The sequence below is a fragment of the Alcaligenes sp. PF14 genome, assembly GCF_037150615.1.
GTDB lineage: Bacteria > Pseudomonadota > Gammaproteobacteria > Burkholderiales > Burkholderiaceae_B > Alcaligenes > Alcaligenes phenolicus.
The window spans coordinates 405236-426119 of record NZ_JBAGRS010000002.1; the positions used below are offsets into that span (position 1 = coordinate 405236).

Here is a 20884-nt window from a genome sequence, read left to right on the forward strand (position 1 = left end):
GCCAGATCCAGAGTGTGATGATATGAACAAGAATTTATATCGTATTGTTTTTAACCGTACGTTAGGCTTGTTCCAGGTTGTAGCGGAAATTGTGCGCCGCAATGGACCCGGTGGGCGTGCTGGTACGAGCACCACCGCGCATAGTCGCTTCCTGGCCGTTGTCAATCCTGTCTACTTTGCCTTGGCGATGGCACTTGGTCAGGTTTTTATGGTGCCGGTAGCCCATGCTCAGCTTGTAGCCGATCCGAATGCTCCGGGCAATCAACAGCCAACGGTGCTGGAAGCAGCCAGTGGGGTGCCGCTGGTTAACATCCAAACGCCTAGCGCTGCGGGTGTCTCGCGCAATACTTATCAGCAGTTTGATGTCGATACGCAAGGTGCGATTCTTAACAATTCCCGTACAAGTGTGCAGTCCCAATTGGGAGGCTGGGTGCAAGGCAACCCCTGGCTGGCGCAAGGGACGGCGCGCGTTATCTTAAATGAGGTCAACTCCAGCGATCCCAGCCTGTTGCGGGGCTATGTGGAAGTGGCGGGTGATCGTGCGCAACTGATCATTGCCAACCCTGCGGGTATCTCGTGTGATGGTTGTGGTTTTATCAATGCTGACCGTAGCACGCTGACCACCGGCAAACCGATTATCAATGGTGGGGCGCTGGAGGGCTACCGTGTGCAAGGCGGCAGCATTTCGGTTTTGGGTCAAGGTTTGGATGCCAGTGCCGCTCACTATACGGATTTAATCGCCCGCTCGGTGCAAGTCAATGCAGGCATCTGGGCACAGCAATTACAGGTCACTACGGGTGCCAATGAAGTCAGTGCCGACCACAGCAAGGTGCAAGCCGTCGATACCGATAGCGGGGCGCCTGCATTTGCCTTGGATGTCGGCGCCTTGGGGGGCATGTACAGCCAGAAAATTGTTCTCGTGGGGACCGAGCGTGGGGTCGGGGTGCGTAACGCTGGCGCGATTGGTGCTCATGTGGGGCAGGTGGTGGTGACTGCCGATGGTCGTTTGGAAAATAGTGGCACGATACAGGCCAACGCGGATACGCGTATACAGGCCAATGACGGCCTGATAAATACTGGCATCATCAGCGCGGGCCGCGAGCTGGTGGTGGACAGCGCCAAGGAGGTTGATAACCGCCAGGGGACGCTGAACGCGCGGCGGGTGGCGATTAAAGCCCAGTCTTTGGATAATCAGGCAGGCACCATTGAGCAGGCTGGAACCCAGAGTTTGTCATTGTCAGCCGCTCAAATCAGCAACCGGGAGGGCGGTCGTATTGGTTTGATTGCTCAGGACTCATCGTCAGGAGTGCCCCCTCCTTCAGGGACCGGTGTGGATGGGGAAACGGGCGGTACGGGTGCTAATCCGGCGCCGGGCACTGGTCAGGAAGGCACGGGCGTTGGTAGCGTTGCGCCGCTGGAGCCGGGACAGCTTGATATTGCGACCAGCTTGGACAATACGGGTGGCCGTATTGTGGCTGGTGGCAATATCAATATGCTTGCCAAAGCGGGGCTGAATAATGATGGGGGACACCTGGGCCTAGGGCGGCTTGAGCTTAGCGGCGGCGACTTGAGTAACCGTCAGGGGGAAATCAAGCTTGCCGATCAGGCCCAAATTGCCGTCGGGCAGTTCCGTAATGACAAGGGGCTGCTGCAATCGGCCGGTTCGCTTGATCTGAGCGCACGGGAACTGTCCAATCGTGGCGGCCAGCTTGTCGCTACAGGCGATCAATCGACTCGTGTGCAGGTGGTGGGCACACTTGATAACCGTGAAGGGGGAAAACTGGCCAGTAATGCTGATCTGAACATTCGAGCCGGTGTCCTGGAAAACAAGGAAGGTGAGGTTTTGCACGCAGGCAGTGGGCACCTTGACCTGTATGCCGCCAACTTGCAGGGGCAGCAAGGCCATATTGCCAGTAATGGCACCTTGAATCTTCGCGGTACAGCGACAGACTTGCAACAGGCCACGACGCAGGCACAGACAATCAGCGTTGAGACTGGCACGCTCAATACCGCCAGAGGCACTTTGCTGGCCACGGGCGGGGATGCCCTGGTACTGAAGGCGCAGGACTCAATCGATAACCGTGACGGAATGATCATCGGCAATGGTCACGTGCAAGTGCAAGCGGGCGCGCTTCACAACCAGGGCGGTACGGTATCGTCCGCACAGACATTGAGCATGGATGTTCAAGAGTCGCTCAATAATCAAGGTGGCAAGGTATTGGGTGTGGCCGATGTGTTTATTGACGCCGGAACCGTCGATAACCGTGAAGGCGGTCTGCTTGTGTCCACGGACGGTGGCATGGAGGTACGGACACAGGGCCGTACCGAGAACGCCAACGGCATAGTACAAGGTGCTGCGGCTACCCGCCTGATGAATGCTGGGTTGGGCAATGCGGGGGGCATCGTGCTGGGCTCTCGTGTTGATGTTCATACCCAAGGGGCCTCGCTGGACAATGCCGGCGGCACCATTGCTAGCACGGATGGCACGTTGAATCTGGACAGTGGAGCATTGAATAATGCCGGCGGCTTGCTGCAATCGAACAAAGCGTTGCGTCTGGATACCCATGGGCAGGAACTGATCAACACAGGCTCGGGCAGTGCGGGCGGGATCGTGAGCGGCCAGGCCCTGACGCTGACCAGTGGGAATGTGGACAACCGTGAAGGGGTGATCTACAGCCAAGGTGATGCCAATCTGGAGCTGTCGGGCGTGGCGAACAATAGGGCTGGGCTGATAGCGGCAGGTAAGGCGCTACACCTTCAAGCGGAGCAGATTCTTAATCAGCATACTCAAGGCATAGATGCCAGCCCCTCTCGGGGCATACAAGGCAAACAGGTCACGTTGACGGCGGGTCATGTTGATAACACCAAGGGTGCGTTGGCTGCGGATGACTCCCTGGTGATTCGTGGAAGCGGTACGGCCAGTGTGGTGGATAACACGGCAGGCCAGTTGTATTCGGATGGCCGTATTGAACTGGCTGCCCATCGGGTGCTTAACCAGTCAGGTACGATGCTTGCCGGCCAATCCTTGGCGCTTGCCGCAGATACGGTAGGAGGTGATGGCAGCCTGCATTCAAAAGGCGATCTGAGCCTGTCTGTTCAGCAGAATTTCACTAACCTGAATGATATTCGGGCGAACGGCCAAGCAGTGATTCACTCGGCTGCACAATTGAACAATCAGGGCGTGATTCAGGCGGGTACGCTTGAACTGCGTGGCGAACACATCAATAACACGGTTACGGGGGAGATCAGCGGGGGGCGCACCACCGTTGCTGCCAAGGGAACGTTAAGTAATCGTGGCCTTATCGATGGCGCTCGAACTCATATTGATGTGGGCACGCTGGATAATGCGGGTACGGGTCGCCTATATGGGGATCATCTAAGCATTCAGGCCGATACTGTTAATAACCGGGAAGAGGGTGATCGTGCTGCTGTCATCGCCGCACGAGAGCGCTTGGACATCGGTGCCAAGCTTATTAATAATCGGGAGCAAGCGCTGATATTCAGTGCTGGCCCAGGTGCTGATGCTCTTAATGTCGGTGGTGCACTGGATGGGCAGGGGCAGGCGACCGGTCGCGCGGACCTGGTTCTGAATGACAGCGCCGTCATCGAATCTTTGGGTGGCATAAGCATCGATGCCAACCGTTTGCTCAATCGCAATCTGCATTTCAATACCGAATTGGTCCAGGTAGGCGAACCGACACAGCATACTTATATTCAGCCCTCGGGGGATCCGAACAAGCATGATATCAGTGAGTATCGGTGGGAAGGCTGGAGCCGCGCTGGACGCTATCGTCACCGGGAAACGGGTGCCGAGGTGCGCAACTGGACTCAGTATGAGATTACCCGCAGCGAATATGAAACCCAGGTGACCGAAAGTGCTCCATCCCTGATTCGCGCCGGTGGCAATCTCACTTTACATGGCAATGAGCTGCTGAACGACAAGAGTCAGATCATTGCTGGTGGCGTTCTTCAGGGTGATTTGGATAAGCTAAAGAATGAAGCGGTCTTTGGGCAGCATGTCATTCGCCAGGCTGGAACCAGCCAATATACCTACAGTCGGTGGCGGGGTGGTTTCAAGCGTTATCACCAGCGCAAATGGCATTCGAAAATTGCCTATAACCCGGCTGATAGCGTCACTACATTCAGCCTGGATGTATCTAAGCTTATCGAGAATGCGGCGGGACAAGGCAGTGGCTTTGCCATTGATGATCGACAGACGGCTCAGGTGGGGGGGCAACTGGAGCGCAATGGCGCCGTGGAGCGCAAGCCAATAAGTGAGGTTCAGGCTCAGGCCCCTGGCGTCAAGGGTGATACGCTCGAGCACATCCGGATGGTTCAGGTCGATACCGAGATCCCCACTAACAGTTTGTTCCGCACCAGCCCAGATGCTGGTTCTTATCTAGTTGAGGCCGACCCGCGATTTACCGACTATCGCCAATGGCTCAGCTCGGATTATATGTTGACCCGGCTTGGCCATGATCCTGTCACGATGCTCAAGCGTCTGGGCGATGGGTTTTATGAGCAAAAGCTGGTTCGTGACCAGATCAATCAATTAACGGGACGGCGCTTTTTGGAAGGCTACGTCAACGATGAGGAGCAGTATCGTGCTTTGCTGGAGGCGGGCAGCTCCTATGCCAAGAAATGGAATTTGCGCCCTGGGGTCGCGCTCAGTACAGAGCAAATGGCTCAACTGACCAGCGATATGGTTTGGCTGGTCGAGCGTGATGTCACCTTACCGGATGGCAGCAAGGCCCGTGCTTTAGTGCCGCAAGTCTATGTTCGCGTCAGACCGGATGATCTTGATGGGAGCGGCACCTTAGTGGCGGCCAACGCGATCGATCTTGCTATCAAGGATGATGTGCTTAATTCCGGAATGATTGCCGGGCGTACAGCCGTCCGGATCACGGGACAGAACCTGCGTAATCTGGGAGGGCGTATTGCCAGTGACGCAGTGGTCCTTAGTGCCCGTGAGGATATTGACAATGTGGGTGGCACGATCCAGGCCAAGAGCGCCTTGCTGCTTGATGCCGGACGCGACCTTAATGTGGTCAGCACGACCCACAGTGATGTCAAGCAGGCAGGGAAAAGTGACTTTAGCCGGACCAATCTAGACCGTGTGGCGAGTCTTTACGTGACCAATTCTGATGGCATTCTGTTGGCGGCAGCCGGTCGTGACCTCACACTGAATGCAGCACAAGTGATCAATAGCGGCAAGGACGGCCAGACTGCGCTGGTGGCCAGTCGTGATGTCAGTCTGGGGACCGTCGCCATTGCAGAACAAGAGAATAATGTTCTTGATGCCAACAACTACCTGAAGCAAGGTTATGAGCGGGAGGTAGGCACCAGTATCACGACTGCGGGGGACGTACGGGTACAAGCAGGTCGAGACTTGACTGTGCGTGCCGCGACCGTGACCAGTGAGCAAGGCGCTGTGGTCGCTGTTGCGCAAGGCGAGGCCCAGATTTTGGCCGGACAAGATAGTCGTAACTGGAGTGAAGGCCGACAAATCAAAAGTCGTGGTCTGCTCAGTTCCAAGAAAACGACCACCCGTGACAGTCTGGAGGAAACAACGGCCTTATCCAGTACCTTCAGTGGTAAGACTGTGGCCGTGCAAGGGGAAAATGTCACGGTCACTGGCAGCAATCTGGTGTCTGATGCGGGTACCGTTATTGCGGCCCGCAATGATCTGACCATTCAGGCCGCAACAGATACCAAGCAGGAAAGCCATTTCAAGCGGGTCGACAAATCCGGTTTCATGACCGGTGGCGGTTTGAGTTTCACGATTGGCAAGCAGATGCAAAGTGCTGACCAACAGGATGTCAGCACACGGGCGGCGGCCTCGACAATCGGCTCGACGGATGGGGATGTCATGTTGGCAGCGGGTAGTCGTTATCAGCAGACAGGTAGCCATGTTCTGGCACCCAAAGGCGATATCGACATTCATGCTAAGCAGGTGGATATTCTTGAGGCTCGTGAAACCGGCATGAACATTCAGGAAAGTAAGTTCCGCCAGTCGGGCCTGACAGTGGCTTTGACCTCGCCGGTCATTTCCGCTATTCAGACGGGTCAGCAGATGAAGCGGGCCTCCAGCGATACCTCTGATACCCGAATGAAAGCCTTAGCGGCCGCCATGACGGGGCTGGCGGCTGGCAATGCCTACGATGCGGTCAGCGCTGACCCTACAACGGCCGGTGGGATTAATCTCTCGATTACGGTCGGTTCCAGTAAAAGTGATAGCAAGTCCAAGACCACCTACGACACAGCCGCCGACTCTACGGTGGCAGCAGGTGGAAATGTCCGTATTAGTGCGACGGGTGCGGGCCAGGATTCCGACCTGACGGTGCGTGGCAGTACGGTCAGCGCAGGGGGCGATGTTCATCTGAAGGCCGATGGCGACATCAACTTGTTGGCGGCAGAAAACACGGTCCAGACTGACCGCCGCAGCAGTAGTTCCAGTGCTGGCGTGGGGGTGGCCGTTTCCTTGGGGGCCAATGGGATTGGCTTTGGTGTGACGGCTAACGCCAGTCGTGGCAAGGGCAAAGGAGAGGGTAAAGACCTTACCTGGAGTCATAGCTATGTCACTGCGGGAGACCGTCTGGTGCTGGAGTCCGGCGGCGATACGAATCTGCGCGGTGCAGTAGCCAGTGGCCAGCAAGTGGTGGCGGATGTGGGGGGCGATCTCACTATAGAGAGCCTGCAAGATACGAGCCGCTTCACCAGCAAGGACAGTCATGTTGGCGGCAGCGTGATGGTAGGGGTTGGTTTTTCGGCCAGTGCCAACGTCGGCAAGCAAAAGATCAATAGTGATTACGCCAGCGTTCACGAGCAGTCCCGTATTGAGGCAGGGGATGCGGGCTTCCAAATCACGGTCAAGGGGAATACGGACCTGAAAGGGGCCGTCATCACCGCTTCCGAGCAAGCCGTCAAGGACGGGCTTAACACCTTGACGACGGGTACGCTGACCGCAAGCGATATAGACAATTACGCCCATTACAAAGCCAGCAGTATGAGTCTGGGTGTTGGGTATAGTTCAGGCGGCAGTGATACCGCATCGGGTGTAGGTACGGACCAGCAAGGCCAAGCTGCCACGGGCGAGCAGGTGCCTGGCACCACCTTGCCCAACACGGGCGGCTTTAGCGCCAGCCCGCCAATGGTCATGGCGGCCAGCGGCAAAAGCAGCAGCACCACGTATAGCGGCATTAGTGGCGCCCAAATCACGATTACGGATCAAGCTAAACAACAGCTTCTCACCGGGGAAACACTGGATGAGCGCCTTGCCAGTTTGAACCGTGACGTATTGACGGGCCAGGACGGCAGCAATGCCCTCAAGCCGATTTTCAACGAGCGAGAAATCCAGGCGGGCTTTGAGATTGTCGGAGCGTTGCAACGCGAGACCGGCGTATTCCTGAATAATCGGGCCAACGAAGCCACTGCCGCTAAGAAGGCATTGGATCGTGAACGAAGCAAACCGGAAGGTGAGCGTGATCCTGCACGTTTGGCAGCGCTTGAGCAACAGCTAAAAGCCACGGCAATCTGGGCCCCGGGTGGTACGGGGCGTCAGGTGTTAACGGCCTTGGCGGCAGCTGCGGGCGGCAACGTGACTGGTGCTTCATCCCAGTTTGCCCAGAATCTGGTGGTCAATTACCTGCAACAGCAAGGGGCCGGGTATATCGGCAGCTTAGTTAAAGATGGCACCCTGACCGAAGGCAGTGCCTTGCATGCCGCCTTGCACGGTGTGCTGGCGTGTGCGGGAGCGGCGGCCAGTAATCAAGGTTGTGCCGACGGTGCGTTAGGCGCTGCAAGCAGTAGCTTGTTGACCAATTTGTTCTTGGATCAACCAGGAGAGACGGCGCAGGCAAAAGAAGCGAAGCGCAATCTGATTGCCACGTTGGTGGCCGGCATCAGCGCGACCGGTGGCCTGGAGGCGGCTACCGCCACCAACAGCGCTATTGCTGCCCTTGATAACAACTATCTGACGCAATCGGCTGTCGATAAAGTGAAAGCCTGCCTGAGCGGCAAGACCTGCTCGTCCGAGGAGCAAAAGAGGGTCAGTAAGGAAGAGGCTGAACGTCTCAGTCAGTTGCTTGATCGAGAAATGAATGCGCTGTGCGCGGCCAATCCGGTGGGGGATGCCTGTCGTACTGCGGTCAATACGGCCACGCAGTACATTGCCATGCAAGATGCCTGGGCCTTATTGAATGGAGACGTGACCCGTTCGTCCAAAAACACCTTTGATTATGTCTACAACAGCCTCGGGGCCGAATCACGCTTTGCGCTGTACTACAACACCATTGATAACCGGGCGGACTTCTTTGGGGCATCGGACCGTTATGAGCAACATGTCGGTTCGGGGGCGAAGTGGTATGGGGGGGCGGAAGATGTATCGCGTGCGGCCTTAACAGGCCTGGGTGCGGACGGAAAGGGTTCAGGATATTCATTCCTGTTCGGTTCGCTTCTCGCGGGGGTAAATGCAGACACAATTTATGATTGGAGGCAAGAAGCTGGTAATTCGCTAATGAGCGCCGGGTTCTCAAATTTCAAGGACTTGTATAACCAAGATCTTGACCCAGTGCAGTGGGATATCAATCAACTACGAAGTGAACAACAAACCTTGCAGCCTATCCATCAAAAATACTTGAAGGACCGCGTAGTGTTTACATGGGTATCTAAAACGATGACCAATAGTGATGGTCTGGGCGCAATACTGCCAGATAGACAAACCGCACCCGGCGGGATCGATATTCTGGACTATAACTCGCGGATAAATTACGGATGTAAGCTGCTAGGTTATAGCCAGGAACAGGGGTGCAAACCATGAGTCCATACCCACGCTGGCGTGTATTTTTGAGTTTCTTGCTTTGTCCCGTGCTGGCCGGCCCATTTATTGGGGTGTGGCTGGCCTTGTCGGGGTCACAGCCCGGGGATGAGGCATGGGTGGTACTGGTGGGCAGTATGGCAGGTGCTTTGCTGGCCGCACTCAATGCGCTTGTTTTCTATGGTGTTCCAGCGCTGCTATTAGCCTTGCTCTATAGCGTAGTGAAACCTACAAAAACAGGGCTTAGTGTCTTATTGATTACCCTTCTGGGGGCGCTGACTGCCTTGTTTTGGAATATGTTTGTGTTTCCCGGTCTTAAGGATTGGGCGAGCGCGTTGTTGGGGGGGGGCACGTCACTGTTCATGGCCCTATGGGCCTTACCTAAGCAGTCCCCAAATTCGCACCTGAAAGGCACGATGTCGGACACGTAGCGCAGCCTGGGGACGTAAGTGACATAGCCTAGGCATGCTGAACTTGTTTTATGAACTCTTCAACTAAGGTGGAGGCTAGTACATATAGCCTCCACCTACGCGTTTCTACTCAGAGGATTTTTCTTTGCAAGTTTCACGGCAAGGAAAAGGGCTTGAGCATCAGTGGTAATTTGCAATAGATGATAAGCACTGAATTTTTGTGTTCATGCTTGATTAACGTGCTTAGATGATTATGTGGTCCGGCTATAAAAGATATGGAATGAAATTGAACAGAATTGGATGAAAGTTGATGGTTATTTTTAGACTTTTCTGCTCGGGTCTGCTTTAGCTGGAATAAACGCAGATACTATTTATGATTGGCGGGCAGAAGCGGGCAATGCGTTAATGGGTGCAGGTTTTGGGAGTTTTAGTACGCTGTATAACCATGGAGGCGACCCGGTGCGGTGGGATATTAATCAGTTAATAAGTGAGCAGCAAACGTTGTAGCCTATTCATGAAAAATATCTCAAGGATCGATCTTTCTTTAGGGCTGTTTCTGAATGGTTAACTGATACAAACTCCTTTATTGGTGCTGGGAATAACTTCGTTACTTCTGATATGCAGGGGCAGCCCGGAGGGATTGATATCTTGGATTATCAGTCTCGTGTTAGATATGGATGCAGGCTTCTAGGCTACTCTAAACAACAAGGTTGCACACCATGAAGGGCTATCCATACTGGAAAGTTGGTCTGGGGTTTTTGCTATGCCCTGGAATTGCGAGTGTTATTGCAGCTTTAGTGGGAACCTATTATCAAATATTAAATCAGAAAATAAGTTTTCTTATGGTGTTGGGTTTTTTTGCTGGCACTTCACCTGTAATAGTTTTTTTTACTATTGCTGTTAATATTCCACCGGCTTTTATTTTGTCTATGGTTTTGTTGTTTTTTTTTCGCCCTTTTCGGTCTTTGATGGGTTTGTTTTTTGTTTCTATTCTTGGTGGGTCTCTCGCTTTTTTCTGGGCTGAGTACATATCGCCGATGAACAAGGGGAAGGACTATTGGCAGGCAATTTCTGAAAACTGGCTATCCACGTCGTTTGCCAGTGCATTGTATTTGGCGCGATTTCATCATTGGTGATAGCAGTTTTGGTTTTGCCTAAACGGCCTGAAGTAAGCGATAGAAAAGAATAAAATCGTCAGAATAAACTTGCCCCAGACGTGTTGGACAGCTTGTGTATCAAACGTCTAGCAGGCCTTTGACGGCGAACATCCAGTCTACGTCCCCAAGAATGTCTCCAACGGTGTTAATGGTGAGACAAGAGGTATGTGGGAGACAAGCTGGCTGCTAGGTCGTGGCCTATAAGCGCATTAGCGAGTTCTTTCGTAAGCGTTTGAATTAAGGTCGGTGCTGGCGCTGTGCATGTTTAGGGGGCCAGAATAATGGCCCCCTTCCATAGGCTTATTGCTTACTCAGATCAAACCAAATGCAGCCCAAGCCGCCGTGGCGGGCTGATCCTTTACATGGATGAGGCAGGTCCTTGCGGAGGGCAGTCCTGCGCAAACTCAATAATGAATTGCACGCTGACGTTGCCATTCCATTCGTTCTGATCCAGGCGATAGGCCGCTTCGATATTTTCCGGCAGCAAGGTATCGCGGTTGAACCAGATCGCATCGAAGTATTCGCCGTTACGCTCCAGGCTTAGCTTCAAGTGCTTGTTCTTCAGCAAACGCTGCTGGCGTACAAAGAACTTGTCACGAAACACGGGGGCTGGAAACCCTGCGCCCCAGACCTGTTTTTGCAGCAAGCTAGCGACGGTGATATTGATGTGCTCAGGTTCCAGCGAACCGTCCGTTTCGATGACAGGATCAAACTGGAAGCGGCCTGTCAGTTCCTGTACGGCTTCTTCAAAGGCCTGCACAAACACATCGTAATTGTCCTCTTCAATCGTCAGGCCGGCCGCCATGGCGTGGCCACCAAACTTCAGAATCAGACCGGGATAGCGTTTGGAGACCAAATCCAGCGCATCGCGCAGGTGTACGTCGGGGATGGAGCGGCCCGAACCTTTGATCTCGCCTTCGTCACCCTGGGCAAACGCCAGGGTAGGGCGCCAGTACTTTTCTTTCAAACGCGAGGCGACCAGGCCGACCACGCCCTGGTGCCATTCGGGGTGGAACACGCACACAGTGGCGCTGGTGTCCGGTTCGGCTAGTTCGGCTGCGCGCAGGGCCTCTTCGCGCATGGACTGCTCAATCGAGCGGCGATCCTGGTTCATGTCCTCCAGTTCGCGAGCCAAATTAGCGGCCTCGTCTTCGTCATCCGTGATCAGGCAGCGTATGCCCAAGGCCATATCGGCCAGTCGACCGGCGGCGTTGATGCGTGGCCCCAGGGCAAAACCCAGATCAAAGGCGCTGGCCTGACGAGGATCGCGGCCAGCAACCTGGAACAGGGCGCGCAGCCCAGCCTGCATCTGGCCCTTGCGCATGCGCTCCAGCCCTTGGGTGACGATCAGGCGGTTATTGGCATCCAGGCTGACTACGTCGGCCACGGTCCCCAGGGCAACCAGATCGGCCAGTTCGTTCAGGCGTGGGCCGGCATTGGCCTCATATACCCCGCGCTGACGCAGCTCGGCACGCAAAGCCAGCATCAGGTAAAAAATAACGCCCACACCGGCCAGGTTCTTGGAGGGGAACTCACAACCGGGCTGATTGGGGTTCACAATCGCCAGGGCATCGGGCAACTCATCGCCGGGCAGGTGGTGGTCTGTGACCAGAACTTTCATGCCCGCCATATGAGCGGCTTCCACACCATCAATACTGGCAATGCCGTTATCCACGGTAATCAGCAGATCCGGTTTGCCCGAGGGATGTTGCTCTGCCAGTTCGACCACGGCGGGTGACAGGCCATAGCCGGTTTCAAAACGGTTTGGAACCAGAAAGTCCACGACTGCGCCCATGCTGCGCAGCGCACGCAGGCCGACTGCACAGGCGGTAGCGCCGTCACAGTCATAGTCGGCAATGATCAGCATGCGGTCCCGGCGGGCAATGGCATCGGCCAGCAAAACGGCGGCTTCACGCGCCTGGGTCAGCATATTGGGCGGAATCATGTTGCGCCAGGCCGGATCGATCTGGGCGGCGTCCGTCACACCCCGAGAGGCCAGCAGACGGGCCATTAAATCATGAATCCCGGCCTGTTTCAGGGCGTGGCTGGCGGCTTCTTGAACGGGACGGTTTTTCAGGATAGGGGTGACCACCACTGACTCCAGTTAGAGGTTTGTTTGAACAGGGACAGGGGCCAGATGCGGCGCGAGGCGGGACCGACGTGAGCATAGCGGTCCAGTCCGGTCAGCACCAGTTCTGGCATGGGCCCTGCGGCCAGGGGGGCGAGCACGGTTCGATCCAGCTCGGCCAGTTGTTGTAGCCAAAGCCCCCAGTCTTGTCGTATCAGGCTGTCTTGCAAGTCATCAATAATGCGCAGGTCGGCGGGCTCGGGGCCTAATTGCTGACAGGACGCTCCGCCAAACAGCCACAAGCTGTTCACATTGGGCAGACCCGCCTGTTCACGCTCGTGGTTATCCGGCAGGGCAAAGGCCAGCATCTGAAATTCATTGATAAGACGACGCCAGGGGCGGGTTTGCACATCCTGAGTCCACCAATTATTCAAATTGCTTTGGCTGACCAGTTCTGTGGAGGCCGCTTGCACCGTAAAATCAGCCGGTGGAGTGACACGCCACAAGGCCGGGCTGATGTACTCGAATTGAAAGTCGGTTTCGTCCAGATAAGGGCGAATGGCCTCCAGCAAGGCGCGGCTGTAGGACTCAGTCAAGGCCAGTTGCTCGCTGGGTATCAGCATGGCGCCCTCGCGAGAGGGGGCAATGTGCACCAGCTCTGCCAGCCAGACAGCTTCTTCAGGTGTCACCGAGTGGATTTGTTTCAACTGGCGTAGCCGCAAAGGGGCCAGACCTGCGCTAAGATGCTGGGCTTGGTGCGCCGTAAAGCCGTGGGCGTGCAAAAGCCAGGCTTGTGCTGGCGTGCACAGGTCCTCGGACGGGTCGCGTACCGACAGCGTGCCTTTGCCCTGAGTCAGTAACTGAACCAGTGAAGGGGCCGTCTGGGGCAAGTGTTTGATGAGTTCGCGCGCGATGGCCGGTTCCGGCAGCGCACCGTTGATTACGATCTGCATGACAGCGATTGTAGTGTTTTCTTTGAGGCGATAGCAGCTCGCATGGGATACGAATTTTGGATTGGAGCGCGGTATGCCGGCCTGGCCAGGGGCCGCAAACGGCGTGGGGGACGAAAAGACCGTTTCGTCTCCTTTATTGCGGGCAGCTCGATGGCGGGGATTGCCCTGGGGGTAGCCGCGCTGATTGTCGTGCTGTCTGTCATGAACGGCTTTCAGACCCAGGTGCGTGATCGCATGCTGTCGGTCTTGCCGCATATTGAACTGATTGTGCGCAATGCCGATCATCAGCAAGTCTTGAATGAGTGGAAATCGCTGGCTCAAAAAGCCCAGACCAATCCGGCGGTGGTGGGCTCGGCCCCCTATGTGGCCGGTCAGGGCATGTTGGTGCGCAGTAATCAATTGATGGGCGTGCAGGTACGTGGCATTGAGCCTGATCAGGAAAGCAAGGTGTCCGAGCTGGCCCAGCAAATGGTCATGGGCCGACTGGAAAATCTGCAGCCAGGCACTTTCGGGATTGTGCTGGGCGAGCAGTTGGCCAATCAATTGCGTGTCAGCACGGGCGATACGATCATGCTGATGGCCCCGCAAGGCTCGATCTCGCCAGCCGGTTTTTCACCACGCATGCGCCAGTTCACGGTAACCGGCGTGTTTTCCTCCGGCTATTACGAATACGATGCCAGCCTGGCTTTTGTGAACGTGGATGATGCTTCCAAGATTTTCCGCGACAGTGGCAATAGTGGTGTGCGTCTGCGTATTAAGGACATGCAGCAGGCTCCCATGGTGGCTCAGGAATTGGCCAGCAAAATGCCGCGCAACGTGCTGGTGTCGGACTGGACGGCCAATAACCGTACCTGGTTTGCCGCTGTGCAAACTGAAAAACGCATGATGTTCCTGATTCTGGCCTTGATTGTGGCTGTGGCGGCTTTCAACCTGCTGTCTTCCTTGGTGATGGCCGTGAAAGACAAGCAGTCGGATATTGCGATTCTGCGCACTATTGGTGCCACCCCCAGCGAGATTGCCCGTATTTTCCTGGTGCAAGGTGCTTTGATTGGCGTTGTGGGTACCTTGCTGGGCGTCGGTTTGGGTACCTTGATTGCCTACAATATCGACGTGATCGTGCCCTTTATTGAAAACCTGATGGGTCGTAAATTCCTGCCTCAGCAGATTTACTTCATCAGCGAATTGCCTTCCAATCCGCAGGTCTATGACATTGTGCTGATTGCTATCGTCTCGCTGGTTTTGTCCTTCCTGGCCACGCTGTACCCAAGCTGGCGTGCTTCCAAGCTTCAACCTGCACAGGTGCTGCGTCATGACTGATCTTATCGCTCCAACCGTGCTGCGCGCGCGCGATGTCAGCGTCCACTACGAGGAAGGTGGCAACAGCATTCAAGTGCTTTCCGGGGTGAATCTGGAGGTGTGTCGTGGCGAGATGGTGGCTATTATCGGCGCTTCCGGCTCGGGTAAAAGTACCTTGCTGCACGCTTTGGGCCTGCTGGATAAGCCTGATACAGGCAGCATCGAGGTTAACGGCACCCAGACAGAGAGCCTGAATGAAAGCGAACGCAGTCAGCTGCGCAACAAGGTGCTGGGCTTTGTGTACCAGTTCCACCATTTGCTGCCTGAGTTTGATGCGCTGGACAATGTGGCCATGCCCTTGATCGTGCGTCGCATGAAGCGTCCAGAGGCGCGCGAGCAGGCTCAGCAGGTTCTGGAACAAGTGGGTTTGTCCCAGCGCGTGCATCACTATCCGGGTCAGTTGTCCGGGGGCGAGCGTCAGCGAGTGGCCTTGGCGCGTGCTTTGGTCACACGACCTGCCTGCGTGCTGGCGGACGAGCCTACGGGTAATCTGGACCGCTATACCGCTGAAGGTATGTTTGAACTGTTAAGCCGGGTCAATGAAGAGTTCGGCACAGCTTTTGTCATCGTGACCCATGACCAGGCCCTGGCCTCCCTGGCCCATCGTCAGCTGGTAATGGACAAGGGCTATCTGACCCAGGAAATCAGGGCCGAGCGCCGGGTCTAATACCTCGCAGGGGCGTGGGGCTGTCATACCGCGTCCTTCCCTTTGAGGGGCTGAGGTTTGTGGGGAGTCTCGTTATGCTTATCGATACGCATTGTCATCTGGATGCTCCCGAATTTGCTCAAGACCGAGAGCAGGTGATTGAGCGTGCCCGCGTGGCGGGTGTACGTTCGATTGTGGTGCCGTCCGTAGGTGTATTTGACTGTCAAGCTGCCCGTGAGACCGCGATGGCAGCACCCGGGGGCGTGTATGCGCTGGGGATTCACCCCCTGTTTACTCCTGAAGTGGGGGCAGCAGATCTGGAAGCCTTGGAACAGGAAATCCAGCTGCGTCTGGACGACCCGCGTTTTGTCGCCTTGGGGGAAATCGGTCTGGACTACTTTGTGCCAGAGCTGAAAACCGAAGAGGCTAGTCGTCATCAGGAATGGCTGTATGAAGCTCAATTGGCCATGGCGCAACGCTATGGCTTGCCTGTACTCCTGCATGTGCGTCGCTCTCAAGACCGGGTACTGAAATATCTGCGGCAATTTCCGGGAGTAGGCGGGATAGCCCATGCTTTTAACGGTAGTGAGCAGCAGGCGCAGATGTTCGTACGCCAAGGCTGTGCGCTGGGTTTTGGTGGGGCCATGACCTTTGGCCGAGCCAAGCAGATTCGCCGTCTGGCGCAGGATATGAGTCTTGATGATATTGTGCTGGAAACCGATGCGCCGGATTTGGCGCCGTCCTGGTTGGTGGAGCCGGGGACTCCCTTGGCATCGGTTCGCAATGAGCCGGCTGAGGTGAAAGGAGTCGCGGAGAGTCTTGCAGAGCTGCGGGGGATGGACGTGGCTGATGTCATTCGCCAGACCGGGGCCACGGCACGACGAGTCTTGCCAAGGCTGGATGCGTTTTTGTCTAGCCAGGGGTATTAGGCTGGGGGCAGGCTTTTTGATGTTGCCAGAACTGCTTTTTCACTGGGCTTTCACTCCTGGTTTATCTGTCAGGTAAGAGGCGCGTTTTGCCTATCGGTACAAGCCGATATGAGCAAAGTGTCCTTGTTTCGACCCTTTGAGGCACGCCTGAACTCTACGCTATAGATTTGCGTGGAGATCACGATGGCAGGGCAGAGCCCATGACAGGGCGTGCGTGTTTAGCCGCTTTTGTGGCCGCAGCCACATTCACCCATTTCCTGAAGCCTTCGTATCTGGCCTTGCCTGTTTGGCCGTGGCTGGGTGCTGTGGTTGTGAGCATCTTGCTGGCGCAGCGTTTTTCTTTTGCTTATGTTCTGGTCTTTGCCTGCTTGGGAGCCAGCTACAGCATTTGGCATATACAGGGCCGGCTGGCTCAATCCGTCCCGGTCACTGACATCAATAAAGTCAGTCGGGTAGAGCTGGAAATCCAGTCCTTGGTACAGGCAGGGCCGAATTACAGACAGTTTCAGGCACGAGTCTTGAGCTCCCAGCCTCCCGGTTTGCCCGAGCAGATTCTGGTTCGCTGGAATGCGGCTCAAGGCCATCGCTCCCTGTACCGTGAGCCGTCTGTACAAAGCTTCCCCGAGCTGATGCCCGGTCAGCGCTGGCGCATGTCTTTATTGATGCGTCCACCTCAAGGAGCCCGTAACCCTCATGGCTTTGACGCAGAACGTCATGCCATGACTCAAGGCTGGCGGGCTGTGGGCAGTGTGCGGGGTCAGCCACAACGATTGGACTTTGATCCGGCGCAGTCCTGGCCCACATGGACGGAGCGTCTACGCCATCATTTGCGCAACGTCCTGATGCCCTACGTACAAGAACAACGCTGGGGCGGGGTGATGCTGGCTTTGTCTTTGGGAGATCAGGCCAGTATCGCCGCAGCGGATTGGCTGATCTTCAATCGCAGTGGCCTGACGCACCTGGTCTCCATCAGCGGCACGCACGTTACGTTCCTGGCCGTGTTGTTGGCTGCCTTAGTGTCCTGGTGTTGGCGACGTGTTCGTTGGGGGCGCAGGGTATTGGCCGAACAAGTTCCTGCTCAGGTTGCTGCGACCTGGGTAGGTATTGCCGGGGCGGGTGCTTACTGCGTCATCGCAGGCTGGGGTGTTCCTGCCCAGCGTACTTTTTTGATGTTGCTGGTGCTGGGTGTCTGCCGTCTTTGGGGCTTGCACCTGGGAGCCAGCCGGACTTTGATGATTGCAGCTCTGTTTGTGGTTTTGCATGATCCATGGGCGGGGCTGACCACCGGCTTTTATCTGTCTTTCGCCGCTGTTTCGGTCTTGTTCGCGTTTGGCGCTTTGATGGGGCAGGTGCCGCAGCCAGGCACCCGGTGGCAGCGCTGGGGGCAGCGGATCTGGTTTGCGACTCAGTTGCAGGTGCTGATTACCTTGGCCTTGTTGCCCGCTCTGGCCCCCTTGTTCCATGAAATATCCTTGGCTTCCTTGCCCGCGAATGCGTATGCCATCACCTTGATCGGCTCAGTTGTGACGCCGCTGGTGCTGCTCTTGTTGATTTTGGCGGCGCTACAGGCTCCTTCAAACTGGTGCGAGTCTGTCGCTAATCTTGCTCATGCTGTATTGGATTTCACCATGCAGCCTACGATCTGGCTGGCGGAGCGCAGCCTTGCCAGTGTGCCAGTGCCTGCCCAGCACTGGGCTTGGACAGTTCTGGCTTTGCTGGGGGTACTGCTATTACTTTTGCCCAAAGGCTTTGTGTCCCGCTTGAGCGGCCTGTCTCTGTTAGTGCCCGCCTTGGTTTTGCGACCTTCTTTATTGCAGGAAGGGGACTGGGACTTGTTTGCCCTGGATATAGGCCAGGGTAGTGCGGTGGTGCTGCGTACTCGCAGTCAGGTGTTGCTGTTTGACGTGGGAAACCGCTACGGCCCTGATTCCGATGAAGGCAAACGCAGCATTGCGCCCTGGTTGAAAGCCAAGGGAATAGAGCGGATCGATACCTTGGTGTTGTCTCATGCCGATATGGACCATGTGGGCGGGACGCGCAGCGTATTGCAGGCGGTGCCGGTTAGCCGCTCCTATAGCAGCTTTGATCTGGACGCGCATCTGAATCGGGAGGAGCGTTTGCTGGCCGTGCCTGCTGGCTCCACTGTTCGCCCGGAGCAGGCCCTGCGCTGTGAGCAGGATGTGCACTGGGAGGTAGACGGCGTACGTTTCCGGTTCTGGTGGCCCCCTGCGGATGAAGCCCGATTCAAGGCCGCCTATGGCAGTGAGGAAGATAAGAATGCCATCAGCTGTGTGCTGGAAATTCGAGGTGCCCGACACAGCGCCTTGCTTTTGGGCGATGCCGGTGTGGCGCAGGAGCAAGCCATTGTGGCGGCGGGCTTGGGGCCTGTTGATGTCGTTGTAGTCGGGCATCACGGTTCCCGGACCTCCTCGGGGGCGCATTTTGTGAAACACATGCAAGCGGGGTTGGCGATTGCTCAACTAGGATGGTGGAATCGCTTTGGGCATCCACATGCGCAGGTGCAAACGCGTTGGGAACGCTCCGGCGCTTTATTCCTGCGTACCGATCATTGGGGCGCTTTGACTGTGGAGTCGCGTCCTTCGGCCCTGTATTACTTTGGCGAGCGTGATCGTCACGCCCGCTACTGGCAGTCCCCAGCACCGCCCTGACGGCAGGACAGAAACGGCATAGTAAAGCCCTCGGGCTGGGCTACAATAGTCCTTTATCTGTCAAATTCTGGTCTGAGCGTTCATGACAACTGATCTTCAGGAGCCGCGCCTTAATTGGGTTATGTGTGCCAGTGCCTCCGGTACGCACCGCATGGCGTACTGGGAGTGGGGCGATCCCGGTAACGATCAGGTCTTGATGTGCGTGCATGGTTTGACGCGTACTGGCCGGGATTTTGATCAACTGGCTCAGCGCCTGTCCAAACGTTACCGTGTGGTAGCCCCCGATGTTGTGGGACGTGGCCGCTCTGATTGGCTGATTGATCCAGCCGCTTACGCCATTCCTCAATACGTTGCCGACATGTTGGTATTGATTGCCCGATTGCAGCCGGCACGGCTGGATTGGGTGGGCACATCCATGGGCGGTTTGATTGCCTTGGGTTTGCAAGGCGCGCAAGCCATGTCAGCCTTGCTGCGTCCGGCTCGCCCCGGACCAGGTCTGGGTGTCGAGCCCTTGCAACTGCCTTTGGGTCGCGTCGTTCTGAACGATGTAGGCCCGGCGTTGGATATGACAGGGCTGCAACGCATCAGTGAATACGTTGGGCAGTCCGTGCTGTTTGATACCTTCGAGCAGGCGGTGGAGTATGTACGTTCCGTCTCGGCTTCCTTCGGAGAGCATTCCGCTGAAGAATGGGCCGATATGTCCCGCCACGTCTTTGTGGAACATGAAGGCAAATGGCGTCGCCATTACGATTTGCGCTTGTCGCAAGCCTTTGCTCAGCAAGCGGATGTGGATTTGCAAGCGGCACAGGCTTTGTTGTGGGGCGCCTATGAGGGTTTGCCGGACAAGGTTCTGATCGTGCGAGGCCAAGAGTCCGATCTCTTGAAGCCAGAAGCGGCCCAGGAAATGTTGCGACGCAATCCCAATTCGCAATTGGTGACTATTCCCAATGTGGGGCATGCGCCCATGCTGCGCAATGCCGAGCAAATCGACCATATCGACTACTTTCTAGCTGGATAGCCCCTTATGAGTGTTCAGGCCCGCTTACCCGTTGATTTGCATTGCCATTCCATTTATTCAGATGGTGTGCTCAGCCCCGCGGAACTTGCCGCGCGTGCGCATGCTAACGGTGTGAAACTGTGGGCCCTGACGGATCATGACGAAATCGGTGGCTTGAAACTGGCCCGGCACTATGCCGAGGATCTGGGCATACGCTTTGTGGACGGCGTAGAAATTTCCGTCACTTGGGCGAACAAGACTATCCACATTGTTGGCTTGGGCGTGGACCCGGACCATCCTGCCCTGCAGCAGGCGCTGCATGATGTGCGTGCTGGCCGCGAGCAGCGCGCCCGTCAAATGGGTGAACGCTTGGAAAAACTGGGTTTTCCCAATGCCTATGAAGGTGCAGTCCCATTTGCGGCCAATCCGGAACTGATCAGCCGCACGCACTTTGCGCGGTTTCTGGTACAGCAAGGTTACTCCGTTGATATGAATGAGGCCTTTCGCCGCTACTTGGCGGATGGCAAGCCTGCTGCCGTGGAAACCGTCTGGGCCAGCCTGGAAGAAGCGGTGGGCTGGATACGTGAATCGGGCGGCAAGGCCATTATTGCCCACCCCGGACGTTATGAATTGGATGGCACCCGCAGCCATGCCTTGTACACCCAGTTTCTGGAACTGGGTGGCGTAGGTATTGAAGTGCTGACAGGCAGTCATACTCCGCAGGAATACAGCGTGTATACCCAGGTAGCACGCAGCTATGGTTTTGAAGTGTCCTGTGGTTCGGATTTTCATGGTCCCAGCGAAGGGCGTGTTGATTTAGGCGGTTTGCCGCCTTTGCCCTCTGGATTGAAACCCGTTTGGCAGGAGTGGCTCTAGCAGGAGCC

General features: G+C 56.1%; 11 protein-coding genes. 9 read left to right on the top strand and 2 right to left on the bottom strand.

Features of this window, described 5'->3' with window-relative positions; all coding sequences use genetic code 11:
- The first annotated feature begins 22 nt into the window (after positions 1–22).
- From WFM49_RS05935 to WFM49_RS05945, 3 genes are all read left to right on the top strand, one after another.
- The gene (locus WFM49_RS05935) at positions 23–8818 is read left to right on the top strand and encodes a two-partner secretion domain-containing protein (RefSeq protein WP_336972256.1); all 8796 of its coding nucleotides are present in this window, start codon (positions 23–25) and stop codon (positions 8816–8818) included.
- The gene (locus tag WFM49_RS05940; protein ID WP_336972257.1) at positions 8815–9246 is read left to right on the top strand and encodes a hypothetical protein; all 432 of its coding nucleotides are present in this window, start codon (positions 8815–8817) and stop codon (positions 9244–9246) included. The genes WFM49_RS05935 and WFM49_RS05940 overlap by 4 nt, the downstream gene beginning before the upstream one ends.
- 698 nt (positions 9247–9944) lie before the next feature.
- Positions 9945–10361 carry a hypothetical protein gene (locus WFM49_RS05945; RefSeq protein WP_336972258.1) on the top strand — a complete coding sequence of 139 codons (417 nt, stop codon included), beginning with the start codon at positions 9945–9947 and terminating at the stop codon, positions 10359–10361.
- A 379-nt stretch (positions 10362–10740) separates the two neighbouring features.
- On the opposite strand, the gene recJ is transcribed toward WFM49_RS05945, so the two are convergent.
- The gene (gene recJ, locus WFM49_RS05950) at positions 10741–12474 is read right to left on the bottom strand and encodes a single-stranded-DNA-specific exonuclease RecJ (RefSeq protein ID WP_336972259.1); all 1734 of its coding nucleotides are present in this window, start codon (positions 12472–12474) and stop codon (positions 10741–10743) included.
- On the bottom strand, positions 12456–13403 hold the full coding sequence (locus tag WFM49_RS05955; protein WP_336972261.1) for a hypothetical protein: 948 nt from the start codon (positions 13401–13403) through the stop codon (positions 12456–12458). The genes recJ and WFM49_RS05955 overlap by 19 nt, the downstream gene beginning before the upstream one ends.
- A 42-nt stretch (positions 13404–13445) precedes the next feature.
- Here WFM49_RS05955 and WFM49_RS05960 point away from each other — a divergent pair, with 42 nt between their 5' ends.
- The 6 genes from WFM49_RS05960 to WFM49_RS05985 all read left to right on the top strand — a co-directional run bounded on the left by WFM49_RS05960 (position 13446) and on the right by WFM49_RS05985 (position 20876).
- The gene (locus WFM49_RS05960; RefSeq protein WP_254499385.1) at positions 13446–14720 is read left to right on the top strand and encodes a lipoprotein-releasing ABC transporter permease subunit; all 1275 of its coding nucleotides are present in this window, start codon (positions 13446–13448) and stop codon (positions 14718–14720) included.
- Positions 14713–15426 (top strand): ABC transporter ATP-binding protein, encoded by a 714-nt coding sequence (locus WFM49_RS05965; protein ID WP_254499384.1) that lies wholly within the window; start codon positions 14713–14715, stop codon positions 15424–15426. Before WFM49_RS05960 ends, WFM49_RS05965 begins: the two co-directional genes overlap by 8 nt.
- Before the next feature lie 74 nt (positions 15427–15500).
- A complete protein-coding gene (locus WFM49_RS05970; RefSeq protein WP_336972262.1) occupies positions 15501–16334 on the top strand; it encodes a TatD family hydrolase in 834 nt (277 codons plus the stop codon).
- 200 nt (positions 16335–16534) lie between these two features.
- Positions 16535–19003, top strand: coding sequence for a DNA internalization-related competence protein ComEC/Rec2 (locus WFM49_RS05975; RefSeq protein ID WP_336972263.1), 2469 nt, complete (start codon positions 16535–16537; stop codon positions 19001–19003).
- Between the two features lie 121 nt (positions 19004–19124).
- Positions 19125–20021, top strand: a complete 897-nt coding sequence (locus WFM49_RS05980; RefSeq protein WP_336972501.1) for an alpha/beta fold hydrolase — start codon at positions 19125–19127, stop codon at positions 20019–20021.
- A gap of 6 nt (positions 20022–20027) precedes the next feature.
- Positions 20028–20876: a 3',5'-nucleoside bisphosphate phosphatase gene (locus WFM49_RS05985; protein ID WP_336972264.1), complete on the top strand. Its 849-nt coding sequence runs from the start codon at positions 20028–20030 to the stop codon at positions 20874–20876.
- Positions 20877–20884: the final 8 nt, after the last annotated feature.

Coding starts and splice junctions, on each gene's coding strand:
- WFM49_RS05935 (WP_336972256.1), top strand. CDS start 23: ATGAACAAGAATTTATATCGTATTGTTTTTAACCGTACGTTAGGCTTG.
- WFM49_RS05955 (WP_336972261.1), bottom strand. CDS start 13,403: ATGCAGATCGTAATCAACGGTGCGCTGCCGGAACCGGCCATCGCGCGC.
- WFM49_RS05970 (WP_336972262.1), top strand. CDS start 15,501: ATGCTTATCGATACGCATTGTCATCTGGATGCTCCCGAATTTGCTCAA.
- WFM49_RS05980 (WP_336972501.1), top strand. CDS start 19,125: ATGTGTGCCAGTGCCTCCGGTACGCACCGCATGGCGTACTGGGAGTGG.
- WFM49_RS05960 (WP_254499385.1), top strand. CDS start 13,446: ATGGGATACGAATTTTGGATTGGAGCGCGGTATGCCGGCCTGGCCAGG.
- WFM49_RS05965 (WP_254499384.1), top strand. CDS start 14,713: ATGACTGATCTTATCGCTCCAACCGTGCTGCGCGCGCGCGATGTCAGC.
- WFM49_RS05985 (WP_336972264.1), top strand. CDS start 20,028: ATGAGTGTTCAGGCCCGCTTACCCGTTGATTTGCATTGCCATTCCATT.
- WFM49_RS05975 (WP_336972263.1), top strand. CDS start 16,535: ATGACAGGGCGTGCGTGTTTAGCCGCTTTTGTGGCCGCAGCCACATTC.
- WFM49_RS05945 (WP_336972258.1), top strand. CDS start 9,945: ATGAAGGGCTATCCATACTGGAAAGTTGGTCTGGGGTTTTTGCTATGC.
- WFM49_RS05940 (WP_336972257.1), top strand. CDS start 8,815: ATGAGTCCATACCCACGCTGGCGTGTATTTTTGAGTTTCTTGCTTTGT.